Source organism: Serratia sp. A07 (assembly GCF_058725505.1).
This window is the reverse complement of the sequence record NZ_JBZXDO010000015.1, coordinates 38,616-56,891: the sequence shown is the minus strand read 5'-3', so window position 1 is coordinate 56,891 and position 18,276 is coordinate 38,616. Positions and strand designations below refer to the sequence as shown.

Genomic DNA, 18,276 nt, shown 5'->3' with positions numbered 1-18,276 from the left:
TCACGGCAAAAGGCGGGCTTCAATGGCAATGCGGGATATTCGGAGCCCTTCCGCTGTTTGCCGCGGCATGAAATGCTATGATAACCGCCATTGAGCGTGGGGCATTGTGCTCCACCAGCAGCTTAGCAGGGGTAACCCAATGATTATCGTCACAGGCGGCGCCGGCATGATCGGCAGCAACATCATTAAGGCACTGAACGACAAGGGATATCGCGATATCCTGGTGGTGGATAACCTGAAAGACGGCACCAAGTTCGTCAACCTGGTCGATCTGGACATCGCTGACTATATCGATAAAGAAGACTTTGTCGCCAGCATCGTGGCCGGCGACGATCTGGGCGATATCGAAGCGGTCTTCCACGAAGGCGCCTGCTCCGCGACCACCGAGTGGGACGGCAAGTACATGATGGACAATAACTATCAGTACTCCAAAGACCTGCTGCACTACTGCCTGGATCGCGAAATCCCGTTCCTGTACGCCTCCTCCGCCGCCACTTACGGCGGCCGCGAAGAGTTCATCGAAGAGCGGGAGTATGAAGCGCCGCTCAACGTGTACGGCTACTCCAAATTCCTGTTCGACCAGTACGTGCGCGAGATTCTGCCGGAAGCGGACTCGCAGATCTGTGGCTTCCGCTACTTCAACGTTTACGGCCCGCGCGAAGGCCACAAAGGCAGCATGGCCAGCGTCGCCTTCCACCTGAATACCCAGATCAACCGCGGCGAAAACCCGAAGCTGTTCGCCGGCAGCGAAAACTTCAAGCGTGACTTCATCTACGTCGGCGACGTAGCGGCGGTTAACCTGTGGTTCTGGGAAACCGGCAAATCCGGCATCTTCAACTGCGGCACCGGCCGGGCGGAAACCTTCCAGGCGGTGGCCGACGCGGTGGTGGACTTCCACCAGAAGGGCGCGGTGGAATACATCGAGTTCCCGGAGAAGCTGAAGGGCCGCTATCAGGCTTACACCCAGGCCGATCTGACCAAGCTGCGCGCCGCCGGCTACGACGCACCGTTCAAAACGGTCGCCGAAGGCGTGAAAGAGTACATGGCCTGGTTGAACCGCACCGCATAAGCTGAAGGAATTAACGCTGGGTATGAAAATACTGGTTATCGGCCCTTCTTGGGTTGGCGACATGATGATGTCGCAAAGTCTCTATCGCACCCTGAAGGCCGAATACCCGTCGGCGGAGATCGATGTGATGGCGCCGGCCTGGTGCCGCCCGCTGCTGGCGCGCATGCCGGAAGTCAATCAGGCGCTGGCGATGCCGCTGGGCCACGGCGCGCTGGGGCTCGGCGAGCGTCGCCGCCTGGGGCGGGCCCTGCGCGCCAACCGTTACGATCGCGCTTACGTTCTACCCAACTCGTTCAAATCCGCGCTGGTGCCTTTCTTTGCCGATATCCCGCAGCGTACCGGCTGGCGGGGCGAAATGCGTTACGGCCTGCTGAACGACGTCCGCGTGCTCGACAAGGCGGCCTTCCCGCTGATGGTGCAGCGCTACGTGGCGCTGGCCTATGATAAAGGCCGCATTCAGCGCGCCGACGATCTGCCGCAGCCGCTGCTGTGGCCGCAGCTGCAGGTGAGCGACGAAGAAATCGCCGACACCACCGCAGCGTTCAACCTGACCGGCAGCCGACCGATCGTCGGCTTCTGCCCGGGCGCAGAGTTCGGCCCCGCCAAACGCTGGCCGCACTATCACTACGCGGCACTGGCTCAGCGGCTGATCGAGAGCGGCTATCAAATAGCGCTGTTCGGTTCGGCGAAAGACCACGAGGCCGGCGAACAGATCCGCGCCGCGCTGCAGGAAGACGCGCGCGATTTCTGCCTTAACCTGGCCGGAAAAACCCAGCTGGAGCAGGCGGTGATCCTGATCGCGGCCTGCCGGGCAGTGGTCAGCAACGACTCGGGCTTAATGCACGTTGCCGCAGCGTTGAACAAACCGCTGATAGCCTTGTACGGCCCAAGCAGCCCCGACTTCACGCCGCCGCTCTCCGACAAGGCGCGGGTCATTCGCTTGATCAGCGGCTACCACAAGGTGCGTAAGGGCGATGCCGAGCAGGGGTACCACCAAAGTTTGATCGATATTCAGCCGCAGCAAGTGTTGGACGCGCTGACGCCGTTACTTGTCGCCAGCGAGGAATAGTCATGCAGGTGTTAATCGTAAAAACCTCCTCGATGGGGGACGTGCTGCATACGCTGCCCGCCCTGACCGACGCGCTGCAGGCCATTCCCGATATCCGCTTCGACTGGGTAGTGGAAGAAGGCTTCAGCCAAATCCCCACCTGGCACCCGGCGGTGGATCGCGTGATCCCGGTGGCCATTCGCCGCTGGCGCAAGAACTGGTTCGGCAACGACACCCGGCAACAGCGCTGCGACTTCAAGCGCGCGCTGCAAGAACGCCGTTACGACGTGGTGATCGACGCGCAGGGCCTGATCAAAAGCGCCGCGCTGATCACGCGCATCGCCAAAGGCAACAAACATGGCCCGGACTGCAAGAGCGCGCGCGAGCCGTTCGCCAGCTGGTTCTACAACGTGCGCCATGAGATAGACAAACAGCAGCACGCGGTGGAACGCACCCGTGAGCTGTTCGCCAAAAGCCTCGGTTACGACAAACCGGGCAGCTACGGCGATTACGCCATCGCCGCGCGCTTTCTCAGCCGCCCGCCGGCCGATGCCGGGCAGTATTTGGTGTTTCTGCACGCGACGACGCGTGACGACAAGCACTGGCCGGAGCAGAACTGGCGCGAGCTGATCGCGCTGACGGCCGACAGCGGGCTGAAGATCAAACTGCCGTGGGGCGCAGAGCATGAACATCAGCGCGCGCTGCGGTTGGCGGAAGGTTTTTCACATGTCGAAGTGCTGCCGAAGCTCAGCCTGCAGCAGGTGGCCGAGGTGCTGGCCGGCGCCAAGGGCGTGGTCTCGGTCGACACCGGGCTCAGCCATTTGACCGCCGCGCTCGACAAACCCAACATCACGCTGTTCGGGCCGACCGATCCCGGCCTGATCGGCGGCTACGGGCAAAATCAGCACTCGCTGATTTCGCCGGAAAAAAGCATGGCGACAATCGACGCCGATACGGCATGGCAGGCGTTGCAAAAGGTTATAGCATGAAAAAACTGCATATTATCAACCTGGGTAAAATGGGCGGCGTCGAACGCCTGTTCCTGCAGTACATCAACGATACCACCGACGGCAGCAACCAGGTCTTGTGCATCAGCGGCGACATTGGCGAAGAGATCCGCCGCCAGTTGCCTGCGCATCAGCCCGTCACCTTCGCCAACCGCCTGATCAATGTGCTGCCGTTACGCTGCCCGCAGTTCCTGCGCAAATTTTTGCTGAAGTGGAAAATCGAGCGGGCGAACGCCGACGTGGTGATCGTCTGGGACCTGGTGCCGGGGCTGGCGGCCAAACCCAAACGCGGCAAGCTGGTTTACTACGATCACGGCTGCTCCTGGCGTTACCCCAAGAATAAAAAGACGCTGAGTTTCTTCGCCATGCAGGACGGCGTCATTTCCGCCTCGCACGCGTCGAAGCGGGTGATGGAGCTGCGTTTTAATCTGCCTTGCCCAAATCACGTGGTGATCAACCGCATCAAGACGCCGGCGGGGATCGACACTGCGCCGAAAACGCTGTCGCAGCCGGTCAGGATCGGCACCGCTTCACGCCTGGTCAGCCTGAAAGGCATCAGCGTTTCATTATTGATGATGCAGGAACTGCTGCGGCGCGGGCATGACGTCACGCTGGAAGTGGCCGGCAAAGGGCCGGATCGCGCGGCGTTCGAGGCGCTGGCGGCCCGGCTTCAGCTCGGCGACCGCGTCACCTTCAGCGGTTATCAGGATGACGTCGCTGGCTTCTTCAATCGCACGCACATCTACATGAGCACGCCGATCACCGAGCCGTTCGGCTTGTCCTGCATGGAATCGCTCTATTTCGGCGTGCCGGTCATTTTCCCGCAGGTTGACGGCCAGCCGGAAGCGGTCAAGGACGGCGTCTGCGGCATTGGCCTGACGCCGTCGGTCACCGTCGCACAACACCGGCAGCTCACCGATATCGAGGTCGACTTCCCGCATGAGGTCTACGATCCGTTGACCGACAGCCTGGTGGCGCCCAAGCTGCTGTCGCATCTCGACTGTGCGGATGCCGTTGAGAAATTGCTGGCGCGCGAAACCTACCAGACTCTGAGCCGAAATGCGCAGCGCTACCCTGCGGAACATTTCAACTATGCTCAGTTCAAAGCTGAGTTCGACGACACGCTGCGATCCTTTATCGCTTAATTGAAACGTGAGCCGGAAAACACGCCCGATGCTAAAACACAGAACGCCGCACCCTGCCTTCAGCTATCTGATCTATCTGGGGTGCGCCATCGCTTTTTGCACCATCCCTTTCGGTTCCGCGACCGGACGCAATCTGTTTTACGTTTCCAGCTACATCGCCTTTATCGCCGTTTGCCTGTACCCGCGCTACTACTTCAGCAACGCGAGAAATCTGCTGCTGCCCGCGCTGATGTTCAGCGTGGGCATGGGAACCATCCTCTGGATGCATCACTTCAAACAGCCGGGTGAGTACATCAATATTTATCGCTCTTATATGTCGACCGGCAAACTGCAGCTCGCGACCGCTTTCATTTTGCTGATCGCGCTCAATGAGCGGTTGTGCATGCAGCGCCTGCTGATCGTCGTGGCTCTCGCCACCGGCTTGGCGGTCAACGCCTATTCCCTCTATCAGGGATTGCGGCTGGATATCCCGCGCGTAGAGCTCAACTTCGATCGCGCCACGGTCGCCGCCTACCTGATGACCGCCATCGATCTGGTGATGATGCAAGCCATCCTGATGCTGCGCACCCGCTACCGCCTGGCGTTGTACATCGCTGCGTTCCTGCTGTCCTTCTCTGCGCTGGTGCTCACCGGCACGCGCGCGGCCATGTTGGTCTACCCGGTAGCGGTCTGCCTGTCGCTGCTGGCGACCAAGCAGCTGGTTTCCAGGAAACACAAACTCGCGTTGGTGGCCTCGGTACCGCTGCTGCTCGTAGCCTGCGGCCTGGTGTTTAAACCGCAGATAGAAGAACGCATTCAGGCCTTTGAGACCGATATGCGTCTGATGGATCAGCCACAGACTGAAAACTCGATCATTTCACGGCTGTCGATGCAAACGCTGGCATGGCGCACCGGTTCACAAGCCCCTTGGGGCCAATCCGCCGAACAGCGCGGCGAAGAGATCCGTGCAATGGTCGCACAGCAACCTCGCCTGTCTGGCGTCATGCCCTACATCAACGTCCACCTGCACAACGAGCTGCTGGAAACCTACTCGCTCAAGGGCGTCTGGGGCGTACTGCTGCTGCTGGCGCTCTATGTCTGTCTGTTCTTCTCTTCGTTCCGGCCACAGCGCAACGCGCTGCTGCTGAGCGTTAGCGTCAGCCTGTTCGTTTACGGCCTGAGCGACGTCATCTTCTTCAGCACGGAAGGCACCGCCATGTTCTGCCTGGCGCTGATCGCCGCCGTTCTTTCCGTCACGAAACAGCCCCCTGTTCAGGAGCCCACCCCGTGAATCCTCAGGAGCCGCTGCTCAGCGTTATCGTGCCGTTTTATAATAATGAAGCGTTCGTTATCGCTGCGCTGGATTCGTTATTTGCGCAGATTAGCGACGATATCGAGGTGGTGATCATCGATGATGGCTCCACCGACGCCTCCGGTGCGCTGGTCAGCCAATATCTGGCGCAGCGGCGGCACCCGCGCGTGGTCTTTACTTCACAGCCCAACGGCGGCATTGCGCACGCCCGCAACGTCGGCTTACGGCTGGCCACCGGCCGCTATCTCACTTTCCTCGACGGCGACGATCTGCTGAGCGACGACTATCTGGCGATCCTGCGGCCCCTGCTTACCGCCGGTGAAAATGACCTGATCGACTTTAATTATCAGAAGTTCACCGAACAACCGCCGACTCCGGATAACCGCGCGACTCAGCCCGTAACCTACGACTTTTCACAGTTGGGGCTCGGCTGCCTGCAACCGCTGTTCGCACGCTCGATGTGGCATCTCTGGAGCCGCGTGTATAAACGCACGCTGCTGGAAGGGGAAACGTTCGAAGACGGCAGGCGCTATGAAGACGTGATTTTCACGCCTTTTCAGTATTTCAAAACCCGCCGCATCGCCCATCTGGACTGCGAGCTCTATTTCTATCGGGATAACAGCCAAGGCATCACTCGCAATATCAAACCCAAAGATATTGAAGATCTGCTGTTCGCCATGGAGAAGATGCTGCGTTTTGTGGCGCAGCATCCCGGGGATGAGCCGCTGCGCCGGTTGGCCGCCCTGATGCTGGCCAACTGCTTTTCCGAGGTGAAAAGCATGTCGAAGGCGGTATACGGCTATTATCATTACGCGCCGGCAACGCTGCACATCCTGCGCCGCGCCGCCGATATCTGCCGCAACAGCGACGTGCCGGGCAAAAAAGTCCGCCAGATGCGCTATGCGCGAGTGGATACCTTTCTTTCGAAGCTGCGCGGGCGCAAGCCGCACTAACCGCATCGGCCGGGCGGCCGATGCGTCGTCGCTCCCTCAGTGCGCTAAAGGCACGTGCGCGACCAGCTCCTCATAAATCCGCTGCGGCTGGATGACCCCCATCGGGCTTTCCGCCTCCAGCGGCATCGTATAGCCGGTACGCGACACCTGAATGATGCGGTGCAGTTCAGCATCCTGAATCGGGCCGGTGGAGCGTGAGTCGGCGGTCACGAACAGGCTGATGGTTTTCACCTTCAACGCCACTGCCAGATGCAGCGGCCCGGTATCGCCGGTGACCAGAACATGGAAACTGTCGATCAACGTCAGCAAGCCTTGCAGCCCCGTTTTACCGATCTGGTTATCCACGCAGGCCTGCGTTTGCGGGCCGATCAGGCTCATAAACTGTTTGGCCTTGCCGTCGTCGAACGGTGCGCCAATCAGCACGATGCGCACATTGGAGTGCTTCGCCACCAGCTCATCGGCCAGCCGCGCATAGTGCGAAACCGGCCAGCAACGCGACTCTGTTGACGCCCCCAGCTGAAAACCGATGGTGGGATGCTCGCTGCTTTTGACGCCGCGCTGATAATCCACGGGAATTTCCATCGTCGGATCGTCGCTGCGGCAGCCTAAGATGGAAATCAGCTCCAGTTTGCGGCGTACAAAGTGGCCGTAATAATGGAAGATATAGTTGGTCAGCCAAGGCTCCAGCCCGCAAATGCCCGAGCTGTAGTTATCCCTGATAATGTACTTCGCCCCGGCCAGTACGGCGCTGATGATGTCATAAGGCAGGTGGGAGTGCAGAATCAGCGCCAAATCCGGCTGATGTTCGCGCAGCGATTTCAGCAATGGGCGTATCGTCTTGATCTTGCTGTCCCAATACACCACGCGATCGTAATAACGGCCGTTTTCCACCAGCTCGCGGTTTTTCTTGTGCACCACCAGCGTGATGTGCGCATTGGGGTAGCGTTCCCTCATCGCCCTCAATGCCGGCGTGTTGAACATGAAGTCGCCCAACGCCGTGGTGGAATAGATGACGATATTGTCAAACTGCTGGGCGCCGTCGAACGTCGCCTTGTCCTGAAAACGGCCGTACTTCGCCGTATAGCGCCGCAAGAACCAGTCGGCAACCTTGATTTTCCATTTCTTCGACATGTGCGTGCTTAGTTCGCTTTAAGTTGATAATACTCGGCCAGCGTCATGCCCACCGTACGCTGCTGCAGCCAGTCAAACAGCTGCTCCAGATCGCGGTACAGCCCTTCGATATCCTGCTCGGTTTTGAACGTCGGGCTGCCGCCCGGCATAAATTCGGAGGAGTGCAGCATAAATTCGACGTAGTCATGCCCCTGCGCCAGCGACGCCTCAGCCACGCTTATCATCTTGGCCACGTTGCCACCACTCGGCCGCAGCCAGTTGACGGACGGCGAACGCCGCTTGCCGCGCAGCCGGTCATAACCTTGCTTGAACGCGTTCATCAGCGCCGAGTGCTTGTACTGAATGCTCATCGGCACTTCCAACAGCGGCGAAGCGCCCGGTTTGGCAATGTTCTGCGGATCGATAAAATAAGCCTGCGACGGGAACCGGGTGTAATCGGTGCCGCCGTTGCCCTGCGGATTGCCCGGCGAAAACTGCCAGTTGACCCGCGGCGTCACCGAACAGTCCACCTGATAGCCGTATTCCAGCAGCAGCGAGGCATAATATTCGTTGAACGCCCAGCGGCCGGCGCGATGGCTGAGCATTTTGGTCTGAAAGGCATCTTCCAGCAGCTTGGTCATGTGATCGACCTTGGCGCGTATCTGGTCGGCAGGATACTCAATAAGATAGGGTTTGTGGCGCCAGTCGTCGTCGGTCAGCGGCGTCAAAGGCGGGCTGTTCCAGGCGTGCAAATGCATGCCCACTTCACCGGCGCCGCGGGCGATCACGTCGCGCGCGAACTCGACGTAAGCCGGATCCATCGCCATTTCATAGTTGGTGAGATAAACCGGTTTGAAGGCGTATTTTTCGCACAAGGCCTGAAAGCGCGGCAAAAAACGCGTGTTTTCGGTCGCGATGCGATCGTGGTTTTGCCACAGATTATCGCCTTCGGTATCAATGGTGATGAGAAACGCCGGTTTAGTCATGAATATCGAGCCTGATATCAACAGAATACACTATGTTACGCAGGCCGTTTCGCCAGGGCAAACGACTTTGCTGCCTGGTTTGGACAACGTTGAAGCGCATTCGTCCCCGGCCCGGCGATTTTTTTGCGGCCCGGCAAGAAAACCTTGCAACAGTAGCCACATGCGATCGGGTCATTTAGAATCAAAGATTGGTTTCCCAGAAAGCGACTCATGATGAACGACGCGCCAGCCCCAACTTCCGCCCCATCCGTACAGCGTATTTTGATCATAAAACTGCGCCATCACGGCGATATGCTGCTGGTCACGCCGGTCATCAGCAGCCTGCGGCAAAACTACCCGCAGGCGCAGATCGATGTGCTGCTGTATCAGGAAACGCAGGAGATGCTGGCCAGCAATCCGGAACTGTCGACGCTGTTCGCCATCGACCGCCAATGGAAAAAACAGGGCACCCGCGCGCATCTGGGGCACGAGCTGGCGCTGTTGCGCCGCCTGAAGGCGCAGCGCTACGATCTGGTGGTCAACCTGGCCGATCAGTGGCGCAGCGCCATTATCACGCGCCTGACCGGCGCGCGCATCCGTCTGGGCTTCGATTTCCCCAAACGCCGCGGCTTCCTGTGGCGCCACTGCCATACGCAGCTGGTGCCGGTTGACAATCACGCCCACCTGCATACCGTCGAACAAAATCTCTCGCTGCTGGCGCCGCTGAACCTGCCCGCGCTCAGTGATCATGTGACCATGAGTTACGATCCGCAGGATTGGCAGGCCTGTGAGCAACGGTTGCAGAAACAGGGCGTCGCCGGCAGTTATATTGTGGTGCAGCCCACCTCGCGCTGGTTCTTCAAATGCTGGAGCGAAGAGAAAATGGCCGCCACCCTCACCGCCTTGCAGGCCGATGGCCACCAGCTGGTGATCACCTCCGGCCCCGACGCCAGAGAACAAGCCATGGTAGAACGCATTTTGGCGCTCTGCCCGCCGCAGGGCGTGATCTCGTTGGCCGGCCAGCTGACGCTGCGCCAGCTGGCCGCCCTGATCGACCACGCCAAGCTGTTTATCGGCGTGGATTCGGTGCCGATGCACATGGCCGCCGCGCTGCAAACGCCGTGTGTGGCGCTGTTCGGCCCTTCCAAGCTGACTTTCTGGCGGCCATGGCAGGCTACCGGCGCCGTGATCTGGGCCGGCGACTTCGGCGAACTGCCCGATCCGGACGCCATTGATACCGGCACCGACGAACGGTATCTCGACCTTATTCCTACAGACGCGGTGATTGCAGCCGCGCGGAGCACGCTGGCATGAAAGCATTTCGTTTGGCGATCGTTCGCCAAAAATACCGCCCGGACGGCGGGGCCGAACGTTTCGTTTCCCGCGCCCTGGAGGCGCTGGAGCAACAGGATCTCGATCTGAACGTCATCACCCGCGAATGGCAGGGTGACGCCAATCCCAACTGGCATATCCACCTGTGCAACCCGTTAAAACTCGGCCGCATCAGCCGCGAGCGAGGCTTCGCCGTGGCAGCCAGGGCGCTGTGGCAGAAAGAGCGTTTCGATCTGGTGCAAAGCCACGAGCGCATTCCCGGCTGCGACATCTACCGCGCCGGCGACGGCGTACACCGCCGCTGGTTGCTGCAGCGTGCGCGTCTGCTGCCGGAATGGCGCCGCAAATGGCTGTTCTCCAATCGCTATCACCGCTATGTGATGTGCGCCGAACGCGCCATGTACGCCGCGCCGGAGCTGAAAGCCGTCATCTGCAACGCCGAGATGATCAAGCAGGAAATCATCGCCGACTTTGGCGTGCCCGCCGACAAAATCACGGTGATCTATAACGCCATCGACAATCAAAAATTCCCGCCCGCCGACGAGGCCCTGCGCCAACGTCTGCGCGAGCAGTATCAGATCCCACAACGGGCGCACTGCCTGATCTTCGTCGGCTCCGGTTTCGAGCGCAAAGGGCTGGCCGCCGCCATCCGCGCCGTGGCGGCGACCGACAGCCATCTGTTGGTGGTCGGCAAAGACAAGGCCGAAAAACGCTATCGAGCGCTGGCACAGTCGCTGGGCTGCGGCGAGCGGGTTCACTTTATGGGCGTGCAGAAGCAGACCTTGCCGTTCTATCAGGCCGCGGACGCGCTGCTCCTGCCGACGCTGTACGATCCGTTCCCGAATGTGATTCTGGAAGCGATGTCGTGCGGCCTGCCGGTTATCACCAGCACCACCTGCGGCGGCGCCGAGTTTATCACCCCCGGCCAGAACGGCTTCGTGACCGACGCGCTCGACGTACCGGCCATCACGGAGGCCATTCGGGCGCTGCCGCGCCAGGCGCTGGGATCATCCATGGGCGAAGCGGCGAGATTGCGCATTATGACGGCTACGCCGGCGCATCTGTCCGAACAGCTGATTTCCCTCTATAACCGGTTACTGGATTAGCTATGCGTATTCTGATGATCATCGACGGCCTGCCGGGAGGCGGCGCGGAAAAAGTGGTGCTGACCCTGTGCCAGGGCATGCAGCAACAGGGGCATGACGTCAGTCTCATCTCGCTGCGCGACGTCTGCAATTATCCTATCCCGTCAGGCATTGATTATCAGGTGGTGGCCGATCGCAGCCGTGCCCCCTGGCGCAAGCTGACCGAGCTGTCGCGCCGCGCCGCCGCGCTGGATCGGGCAATAGCCGAACACGAGCGCCAACGCGGCGCGTTCGATCTGGTGTTCTCCAATCTGCATAAAACCGATCGCATCGTCAGCCGCAGTAAGCGGTTGGCCGCGGATCGCCTGTGGTTCTGCATTCACGGCATTCTCTCCACCTCCTATCTCGGCCACCGCAAGGGCCTGGATCGCTGGCTGAAGCAGCGCAAAATCGCCAACGTTTACCAAGGAAGAAATATCGTCGCCGTTTCACGGGCGGTTGGCGACGATCTGCAGCAGAACTTGCCGATTCGCCCACGCCGGCTGGCGGTCATCAACAACCCGTTCGACATCGACGCCATCCAGCAACAGGCGGCGGCGCCTTGCGAACTGGCCGGCCAGGACTATCTGGTGCACGTCGGCCGCTTTCACGCTACCAAACGGCATGACCGTCTGCTGAAAGCCTATGCGCACTCGGGCATTCAGGCACCGCTGGCCTTGATCGGCACCGGGGACGATGCCAGAGTCGCCGAGGTCAAACGTCTGGCGACAGAGCTGGGCATCGCAGAGCGCGTGCTATTCCTCGGTTTCCAGGCCAATCCCTACCCGTTTATTCGCCATGCCTCGCTGCTGGTGCTCAGCTCCGACAGCGAAGGGTTTGGTAACGTGCTGGTGGAATCGCTGCTGTGCGGCACGCCGGTGGTCAGCACTCGCTGCCCGGGCGGCCCTGCGGAAATTCTGGAAAAAGCCGGCATGGCTAACGCGCTGGCGGAATTAAACGAAGCGTCGCTGGCAGAAAAAATGGCGGAAATTTACGCCAATCCGCCCCAGATAAATCAACAGCAATTGCTGAGTTATGGGCTGGAGCCTATTTGCCGTCAATATATTGAGCTGAAAGAAAAATAATAGAGAAATAAATAAGGCAGGGGATACCTGCCTTATTTTATTCGTTAGCTGAGCGCCTGCATTTTCTGCCAAACCTCATCGACAGAAACATCTTCACAGTGCCCCGACTCACTCTGCAAAATATGATGGCGGCCGGTCCATGGATGCCAGGAGGCTTTATCGGTATCGCCAAAGAACACCACCATGTCCTTATTCAGCGCGGCGGCAAGATGCATCTGCCCACCGTCGCTGCACAGCACCCGGTCGCATAAATCGAACCCGCCCAACAGCTCGCGCACCGAGGCCGTCGGGTAAAGCGCGACGCGTTCGTTTTGGCACAGCGCCAACAGCTGTTCGGCGCGCTGCTGGTCACCGATGTCGTCCGGCGCCAGCGTGCCCTGCGGCGACCAGAAGATCAGCACGCCGGTATGGGGATCGGCAACCAGACGGTTGATGATTTCGGCATAGCGTTCAACCGGCCAACGCCTTTTCGGGCTGCGGCTGCTGATGTGCACGGCGCATACGCGTTCGACCGGCGGCAGACGCTCCTGTAGCCGTTGCGCCGCCAATTGCCGCTCTTCAGGCGTCAGAAACACCCGCACCGGCGGGATCGGAATGGATTGGTCGGTTATCGCCGATAAATAGCTGTAGGTATGTTCGACCTGATGTTGACCGTGGAAATCGTCCTTGCGGAACGGGCGATGAATATCTTTCGTGCCCAAATCGGCGCCGATGATATGGGTGGCGCCGGCCATTTTCGCTAAACGCAGGCTGTATTTGCAAGGCACCGGGTTGGCCAGAATGACCGCATCGAACTTTATTTTTCGCAGCTTCAGGAAGATCATCAAGCGTTCGAAATAAACGCCCAACGTCGTTTCATTTTTCGCCTTGTGCTTGGCCTTTTTATAGACAAAGACTTTCTCGAGATGAGGATTGTTTTTAACAACGTCCTGGCTGACTTTATTGATCAGCAGATAAACTTTAGCGTCCGGATAGGCAATTTTCACCCCTTCAATCAGAGGCGTGGTGCAAACAAGATCGCCGATGTTGTCGCGGCGAATAATTAAAATATTCTTCATTCCGAGCCTGTCGGCGAAATCGCTCGCCGGTTGTCTGAAACTGACACCCAAGGTTACCAAATTAGCGCCTTTCCCTTCCAGTTATGGTACTATTCCGAATAACCCATATAAATGAAATTGATAGAATGTTGCTGCGTTTATATCAGGTACTACTCTACCTCATCCAACCCCTGATCTGGCTCCGCTTATTGCTGCGCAGCCGCAAAGCTCCAGCCTACCGTAAACGCTGGGCGGAACGCTATGGCTTCTGCGCCGGGAAAGTCGTGCCAGGCGGCATCATGCTGCATTCCGTCTCCGTCGGCGAAACGCTGGCGGCCATCCCGTTGGTACGGGCACTGCGCCACCGTTACCCCGCTTTGCCGATAACTGTGACCACAATGACCCCAACAGGTTCAGAACGCGTCCAGTCCGCTTTCGGCAAAGACGTACATCATGTCTATCTACCCTACGATCTGCCCGGTTCCATGAACCGCTTCCTCGACCAGGTGAATCCCAAGCTGGTGATCATCATGGAAACCGAGCTGTGGCCTAACCTGATTAACGCGCTGCATCAGCGGCAGATCCCCCTGGTGATCGCCAATGCGCGTCTGTCGGCCCGCTCCGCCGCCGGCTATAAGAAAATTGGCGGGTTCATGCGCGATATGCTGCGCCGCATTACGCTGATCGCCGCACAGAACCAGGAAGACGGCGATCGGTTTATCGAACTGGGCCTGAAGCGCTCGCAGCTGGCCGTAACCGGCAGCCTGAAGTTCGATATCTCCGTCACCCCGGAACTGGCCGCCCGCGCCGTTACGCTGCGTCGCCAATGGGCGCCGCGCCGCCCGGTGTGGATCGCTACCAGCACCCATGACGGTGAAGAAACCATCCTGCTGGAAGCACACCGCAAACTGCTGGAAAAACACCCCGACCTGCTGCTGATCCTGGTGCCGCGTCACCCGGAACGCTTCCCGACCGCCAAAGAGCTGGTGCAGAAGGCCGGCTTCAGCTACACCCTGCGCAGCAGCGGCGAAATCCCGTCCGGCAGCACCCAGGTGGTGATCGGCGATACCATGGGCGAGCTGATGCTGCTGTACGGCATCGCCGATCTGGCCTTTGTCGGCGGCAGTCTGGTGGAACGCGGCGGGCACAACCCGCTGGAAGCCGCCGCGCACGCCATCCCGGTGCTGATGGGCCCGCATACCTTCAACTTCAAAGACATCTGCGCCAAGCTCTCGCAGGCCGAAGGCCTGATCACCGTGACCGACGTGGATTCGCTGGTGAAGGAAGTGGAAACCCTGCTGACCGACGAAGACTACCGGCGCTACTACGGCCGCCATGCGGTGGAAGTGTTGTATCAGAATCAGGGAGCGTTGCAGCGCCTGCTGCAGCTGCTGGAACCGCACCTGCCGCCCCGGAGTCACTGAATGAGCAGCCGCAAAAGCCTGTCGGTGGTGATGATCGCCAAAAACGAAGCCGGGCTGTTGCCGGACTGTCTGCGTTCGGTCGAATGGGCCGATGAAATCATCGTGCTGGACTCCGGCAGCGAGGACGACAGCGTCGCCGTCGCCGAAGGCCTGGGCGCCAAAGTCTTCACGCACACCGACTGGCAAGGGTTCGGCAAGCAGCGTCAGCTGGCGCAAAGCTATGCCAGCCATGACTACGTTTTGATGATCGACGCCGACGAACGCGTCACGCCCGAGCTGCGGCAATCCATCGAGCGGGTGTTGAATGCGCCGGACGACGGCGCCGTCTACAGCTGTGCGCGGCGCAACCTGTTTCTAGGCCGCTTCATGCGCCACAGCGGCTGGTATCCCGACCGCGTCAACCGCCTGTACGCCAACCAACGCTATCGTTATAACGACGATCTGGTGCACGAATCGCTGAACATCGGCGGCGCCAAAGTGATCCCCCTCAGCGGCGATATGCTGCACCTGACCTGCCGCGACTTCTTCGCCTTCCAGCGCAAACAGCTGCGCTACGCCGAAGAGTGGGCCACGCAGCGCCACCGGGCCGGCAAGCGCTGCGGCTACCTGTCCATCCTGACCCACACGCTCGGCGCCTTCGTCAAAACCTGGCTGCTGCGCGCCGGCTTCCTGGATGGCAAACAAGGGTTGCTGTTAGCGGTGGTCAACGCGCAATATACCTTCAATAAATATGCCGCATTATGGGCATTGGGCCGCAACTACTCAGAGAAGTGAATCATGACCAGCAAAGCCATCTATCCCGGGACCTTCGATCCCATGACCAACGGCCACCTGGATTTAGTGACGCGCGCGTCACTGATGTTCGATCACGTGATTCTGGCCATCGCCGCCAGCCCGAGCAAAAAGCCGCTGTTCAGCCTGGATGAACGCGTGGCGTTGGCGACGCAGGTCACCTCGCATCTGGACAATGTGGAAGTGCTGGGCTTCAGCGAGCTGATGGCGCACTTCGCCGCTCACCAAAATGCCAATATCCTGGTGCGCGGCCTGCGTGCGGTGTCTGACTTTGAATACGAATTGCAGCTGGCGAACATGAACCGCCATTTGATGCCGACGCTGGAAAGCGTGTTCCTGATGCCTTCCGAAGAGTGGTCGTTCATCTCCTCCTCACTGGTGAAGGAGGTCGCCCGTCACGGCGGCGATATCGCGCCTTTCCTGCCTGACGTGGTCACCCAGGCACTGATGGCGAAGCTCGCCGCCGAGTAATGCTCAGCGCTGGCAGCGGCGGCAAAAGAAGGTGCTGCGCTGCCCGTGCTTGGCGGATTCGATCGGCGTGCCGCACGCGCGGCACGGTTCTCCCGCCCGCCCGTAAACCTGCAGCTCCTGTGCGAAATACCCCGGTTTGCCGTCCGACTGCAAAAAGTCGCGCAATGTCGTGCCGCCCTGCTCGATAGAGCGCTGCAACACCGCCTTGATGGTCTTCACCAGCAGTTCCGCTTCGGCTTTGCTCAAGGATCCCGCCGGACGATCGGGCAAGATCCCGGCGCTGAACAGCGATTCGCTGGCGTAAATATTGCCGACCCCGACCACCAGCTTGTTATCCATCAGCCACGGTTTAATCAACGTGCGCTTATTGCGTGATTTTTCATACAGGTAGTCGCCGTTGAATGCTTCGCTCAGCGGTTCCGGCCCCAGGTGCGCCAACACGCTGCTGGTCGCCAAATCTTCGCACCACAGCCAGGCGCCGAAACGGCGCGGATCGGTATAGCGCAGGATCATGCCGTTGCTGATCACCAGATCGACGTGGTCGTGTTTGCCGGCTTCATCTTCGTTTTCCTCGCGCAGCATGCGCAAGCTGCCCGACATGCCCAGGTGCACGATAATCCAACCGTTCTCCAGCTCGATCAGCAGGTATTTAGCCCGGCGCTGCACGCTGAGCACCGGCCGATCGCTCAGCGTCAGGATCTGCTCGGAAACCGGCCAGCGCAGGCGCGCGTTGCGCACCACCGCATACTGAATGCTGTGGCCGACAAGATAAGGCTCTATACCGCGTCTGCTCGTCTCAACTTCCGGTAATTCAGGCATCTGGCTTCCCCTCCGACGTTTTCTACCCTTTATAAAACAAAAAACCCGGCCAAGGCCGGGTTTTTCATTAATCCACTAAAATTATTTAATTTTAGCTTCTTTGTATACTACGTGCTGACGGACAACTGGATCGAATTTCTTCAGTTCCAATTTTTCCGGCTTAGTACGCTTGTTCTTCGTGGTGGTATAGAAGTGACCAGTACCAGCAGAAGAAACCAGCTTGATCTTCTCGCGAACACCTTTAGCCATGATTCAGTTCCTTAATACTTCTCACCACGGGCACGCAGATCGGCCAGAACCGTCTCAATACCCTTCTTATCGATAACACGCATACCTTTAGCAGATACACGCAGAGTTACAAAGCGCTTCTCAGCCTCAACCCAAAAACGGTGTGAGTGCAGGTTAGGCAGAAAACGGCGTTTGGTCGCGTTCATTGCGTGGGAACGGTTGTTACCGCTCACCGGGCGCTTGCCAGTAACTTGGCAGACTCGGGACATGTCTATTCTCCAAAAATCAAATCAGCTCGAGCTTCGTATAGGGTATGGCCGCCTCGTCAGGCTTTTAGAGCCCATCTCAGCAAACTTCATACTGAGGAGACTCTCGTCATCAGGTAGAAACCACACATCAGGTCAGAAACCTGCTGAGATAGGCTCTTGCGCCAAACCCAAGATTCTCAAAGGTGGCGTAGTATACGCTCTGAAGCGTAAGTGCTCAAGTCCCGAACAGCTAAAGATCCCACAAGGATCGCGAAAAAATCGCTTAAAGCCATCCGCGCTCGGCAAAAGAGACGCATTCACCCCGACCGATCACCAAATGATCAAGCACTCGGATCTCCAATAACTGACAGGCTTTCACCACCTGTTCCGTTATCAAACGGTCGGCATGACTGGGTTCAGCCTTACCCGAAGGGTGATTATGCGCGAGAATCAGCGCGGCGGCATTAGCCTTCAACGCTTCGCGCACAATTTCTCTCGGGTAGACGACGACGCTGCTGATGGTACCAGCAAACATCTCCTGATGGCGAATAACCCGGTGCTGATTGTCTAAAAACAATACCAAAAAGACCTCTCGCTCGCGATGCGCCAGCAGGCTTTGCAGATAATGCTGGGTGACGCGCGGATTGAGCATGGCGTTTTCCTGCGACAAATGGCTGGAAAAGAAGCGCAGCGCCAGCTCGGCAATCGCCTGCAGCTGCGTATAGCTGGCGTCCCCCAGGCCTTTTTGGCTGCAAAAAGCCTGATGATCGGCCGACATCAGGTGATAAAGCGAGCCGAACCGGCGCAGCAGCTGCTCCGCCAGCTGCATCACGTGCACGCCGGGCAGCCCGGTACGCAAGAAAATGGCCAACAGTTCTGCGTCGGACAGCGCCGCCGCCCCCTGCATCAACAGCTTTTCACGCGGCGCCAGCGCGCCCGGCCAGCACGCCACAATCGGGTTGCTCATCGTGTTCCTCCCTGAAAGGGCTACAGCATGCCATGTGCTGCCCGGCGCGTTCGACAGGTGTTTGATAACATTGCGAAGTGTTTCGCAAAGCACAATGTAACGCCCTGCAGCCATTGCGGAATCGCTCATCTGAACGGCGGATATGCTAAAATGGCGCATCT

19 protein-coding genes are annotated in these 18,276 nt (G+C 59.1%); 12 read left to right on the top strand and 7 right to left on the bottom strand.

Annotated features, from left to right (window positions below):
- Positions 1–139 precede the first annotated feature (139 nt).
- The 6 genes from rfaD to AC4PR2_RS15940 are packed head-to-tail and all read left to right on the top strand — an operon-like array spanning position 140 to position 6,513.
- Entirely contained in the window at positions 140–1,069 is a 930-nt protein-coding gene (gene rfaD / locus AC4PR2_RS15965; protein WP_047729609.1) for an ADP-glyceromanno-heptose 6-epimerase, read from the top strand.
- Between the two features lie 22 nt (positions 1,070–1,091).
- Positions 1,092–2,138, top strand: coding sequence for an ADP-heptose--LPS heptosyltransferase RfaF (gene rfaF / locus AC4PR2_RS15960; protein ID WP_047729608.1), 1,047 nt, complete (start codon positions 1,092–1,094; stop codon positions 2,136–2,138).
- Positions 2,139–2,140: 2 nt separating this feature from the next.
- Positions 2,141–3,106: a lipopolysaccharide heptosyltransferase RfaC gene (gene rfaC / locus AC4PR2_RS15955; RefSeq protein WP_047729607.1), complete on the top strand. Its 966-nt coding sequence runs from the start codon at positions 2,141–2,143 to the stop codon at positions 3,104–3,106.
- On the top strand, positions 3,103–4,269 hold the full coding sequence (locus AC4PR2_RS15950; RefSeq protein ID WP_492175278.1) for a glycosyltransferase family 4 protein: 1,167 nt from the start codon (positions 3,103–3,105) through the stop codon (positions 4,267–4,269). The genes rfaC and AC4PR2_RS15950 overlap by 4 nt, the downstream gene beginning before the upstream one ends.
- Positions 4,270–4,297: 28 nt before the next feature.
- Positions 4,298–5,539 carry an O-antigen ligase family protein gene (locus AC4PR2_RS15945; RefSeq protein ID WP_197803981.1) on the top strand — a complete coding sequence of 414 codons (1,242 nt, stop codon included), beginning with the start codon at positions 4,298–4,300 and terminating at the stop codon, positions 5,537–5,539.
- The gene (locus AC4PR2_RS15940) at positions 5,536–6,513 is read left to right on the top strand and encodes a glycosyltransferase (protein WP_180547941.1); all 978 of its coding nucleotides are present in this window, start codon (positions 5,536–5,538) and stop codon (positions 6,511–6,513) included. The genes AC4PR2_RS15945 and AC4PR2_RS15940 overlap by 4 nt, the downstream gene beginning before the upstream one ends.
- Before the next feature lie 36 nt (positions 6,514–6,549).
- On the opposite strand, the gene AC4PR2_RS15935 is transcribed toward AC4PR2_RS15940, so the two are convergent.
- Together AC4PR2_RS15935 and AC4PR2_RS15930 are read right to left on the bottom strand one after the other, a co-directional pair.
- Positions 6,550–7,644 carry a glycosyltransferase family 9 protein gene (locus tag AC4PR2_RS15935; RefSeq protein ID WP_197803980.1) on the bottom strand — a complete coding sequence of 365 codons (1,095 nt, stop codon included), beginning with the start codon at positions 7,642–7,644 and terminating at the stop codon, positions 6,550–6,552.
- Between the two features lie 8 nt (positions 7,645–7,652).
- On the bottom strand, positions 7,653–8,609 hold the full coding sequence (locus AC4PR2_RS15930; RefSeq protein WP_060441451.1) for a polysaccharide deacetylase family protein: 957 nt from the start codon (positions 8,607–8,609) through the stop codon (positions 7,653–7,655).
- 210 nt (positions 8,610–8,819) lie between these two features.
- On the opposite strand from AC4PR2_RS15930, the gene rfaQ reads away from it, so the two are divergent.
- The 3 genes from rfaQ to AC4PR2_RS15915 are packed head-to-tail and all read left to right on the top strand — an operon-like array spanning position 8,820 to position 12,129.
- Positions 8,820–9,902 (top strand): putative lipopolysaccharide heptosyltransferase III, encoded by a 1,083-nt coding sequence (rfaQ, locus tag AC4PR2_RS15925; protein WP_060441450.1) that lies wholly within the window; start codon positions 8,820–8,822, stop codon positions 9,900–9,902.
- Complete coding sequence (locus tag AC4PR2_RS15920; RefSeq protein ID WP_049270058.1) at positions 9,899–11,026, top strand: glycosyltransferase family 4 protein; 1,128 nt, start codon at positions 9,899–9,901, stop codon at positions 11,024–11,026. The genes rfaQ and AC4PR2_RS15920 overlap by 4 nt, the downstream gene beginning before the upstream one ends.
- Before the next feature lie 2 nt (positions 11,027–11,028).
- Positions 11,029–12,129, top strand: coding sequence for a glycosyltransferase (locus AC4PR2_RS15915; protein WP_197803978.1), 1,101 nt, complete (start codon positions 11,029–11,031; stop codon positions 12,127–12,129).
- A gap of 44 nt (positions 12,130–12,173) precedes the next feature.
- On the opposite strand, the gene AC4PR2_RS15910 is transcribed toward AC4PR2_RS15915, so the two are convergent.
- The gene (locus tag AC4PR2_RS15910; protein ID WP_049201837.1) at positions 12,174–13,187 is read right to left on the bottom strand and encodes a glycosyltransferase family 9 protein; all 1,014 of its coding nucleotides are present in this window, start codon (positions 13,185–13,187) and stop codon (positions 12,174–12,176) included.
- A 125-nt stretch (positions 13,188–13,312) separates the two neighbouring features.
- Between AC4PR2_RS15910 and waaA the strand changes: the two genes are divergently transcribed.
- The 3 genes from waaA to coaD are packed head-to-tail and all read left to right on the top strand — an operon-like array spanning position 13,313 to position 15,853.
- Positions 13,313–14,590, top strand: coding sequence for a lipid IV(A) 3-deoxy-D-manno-octulosonic acid transferase (waaA, locus tag AC4PR2_RS15905; protein ID WP_025304695.1), 1,278 nt, complete (start codon positions 13,313–13,315; stop codon positions 14,588–14,590).
- Positions 14,591–15,364: a glycosyltransferase family 2 protein gene (locus tag AC4PR2_RS15900; RefSeq protein WP_038872579.1), complete on the top strand. Its 774-nt coding sequence runs from the start codon at positions 14,591–14,593 to the stop codon at positions 15,362–15,364.
- Positions 15,365–15,367: 3 nt separating this feature from the next.
- A complete protein-coding gene (gene coaD, locus AC4PR2_RS15895) occupies positions 15,368–15,853 on the top strand; it encodes a pantetheine-phosphate adenylyltransferase (protein ID WP_004931181.1) in 486 nt (161 codons plus the stop codon).
- A gap of 3 nt (positions 15,854–15,856) precedes the next feature.
- Here the strand turns inward: coaD and mutM are convergent, their stop codons facing one another.
- From mutM to radC, 4 genes are all read right to left on the bottom strand, one after another.
- Entirely contained in the window at positions 15,857–16,672 is an 816-nt protein-coding gene (gene mutM / locus AC4PR2_RS15890) for a bifunctional DNA-formamidopyrimidine glycosylase/DNA-(apurinic or apyrimidinic site) lyase (protein WP_004931185.1), read from the bottom strand.
- Positions 16,673–16,753: 81 nt separating this feature from the next.
- Positions 16,754–16,921, bottom strand: a complete 168-nt coding sequence (gene rpmG, locus AC4PR2_RS15885; protein WP_002442576.1) for a 50S ribosomal protein L33 — start codon at positions 16,919–16,921, stop codon at positions 16,754–16,756.
- A gap of 11 nt (positions 16,922–16,932) precedes the next feature.
- Positions 16,933–17,169, bottom strand: coding sequence for a 50S ribosomal protein L28 (rpmB, locus tag AC4PR2_RS15880; protein WP_004931195.1), 237 nt, complete (start codon positions 17,167–17,169; stop codon positions 16,933–16,935).
- A gap of 262 nt (positions 17,170–17,431) precedes the next feature.
- Positions 17,432–18,115 (bottom strand): RadC family protein, encoded by a 684-nt coding sequence (gene radC, locus AC4PR2_RS15875; RefSeq protein ID WP_025304698.1) that lies wholly within the window; start codon positions 18,113–18,115, stop codon positions 17,432–17,434.
- Positions 18,116–18,276: the final 161 nt, after the last annotated feature.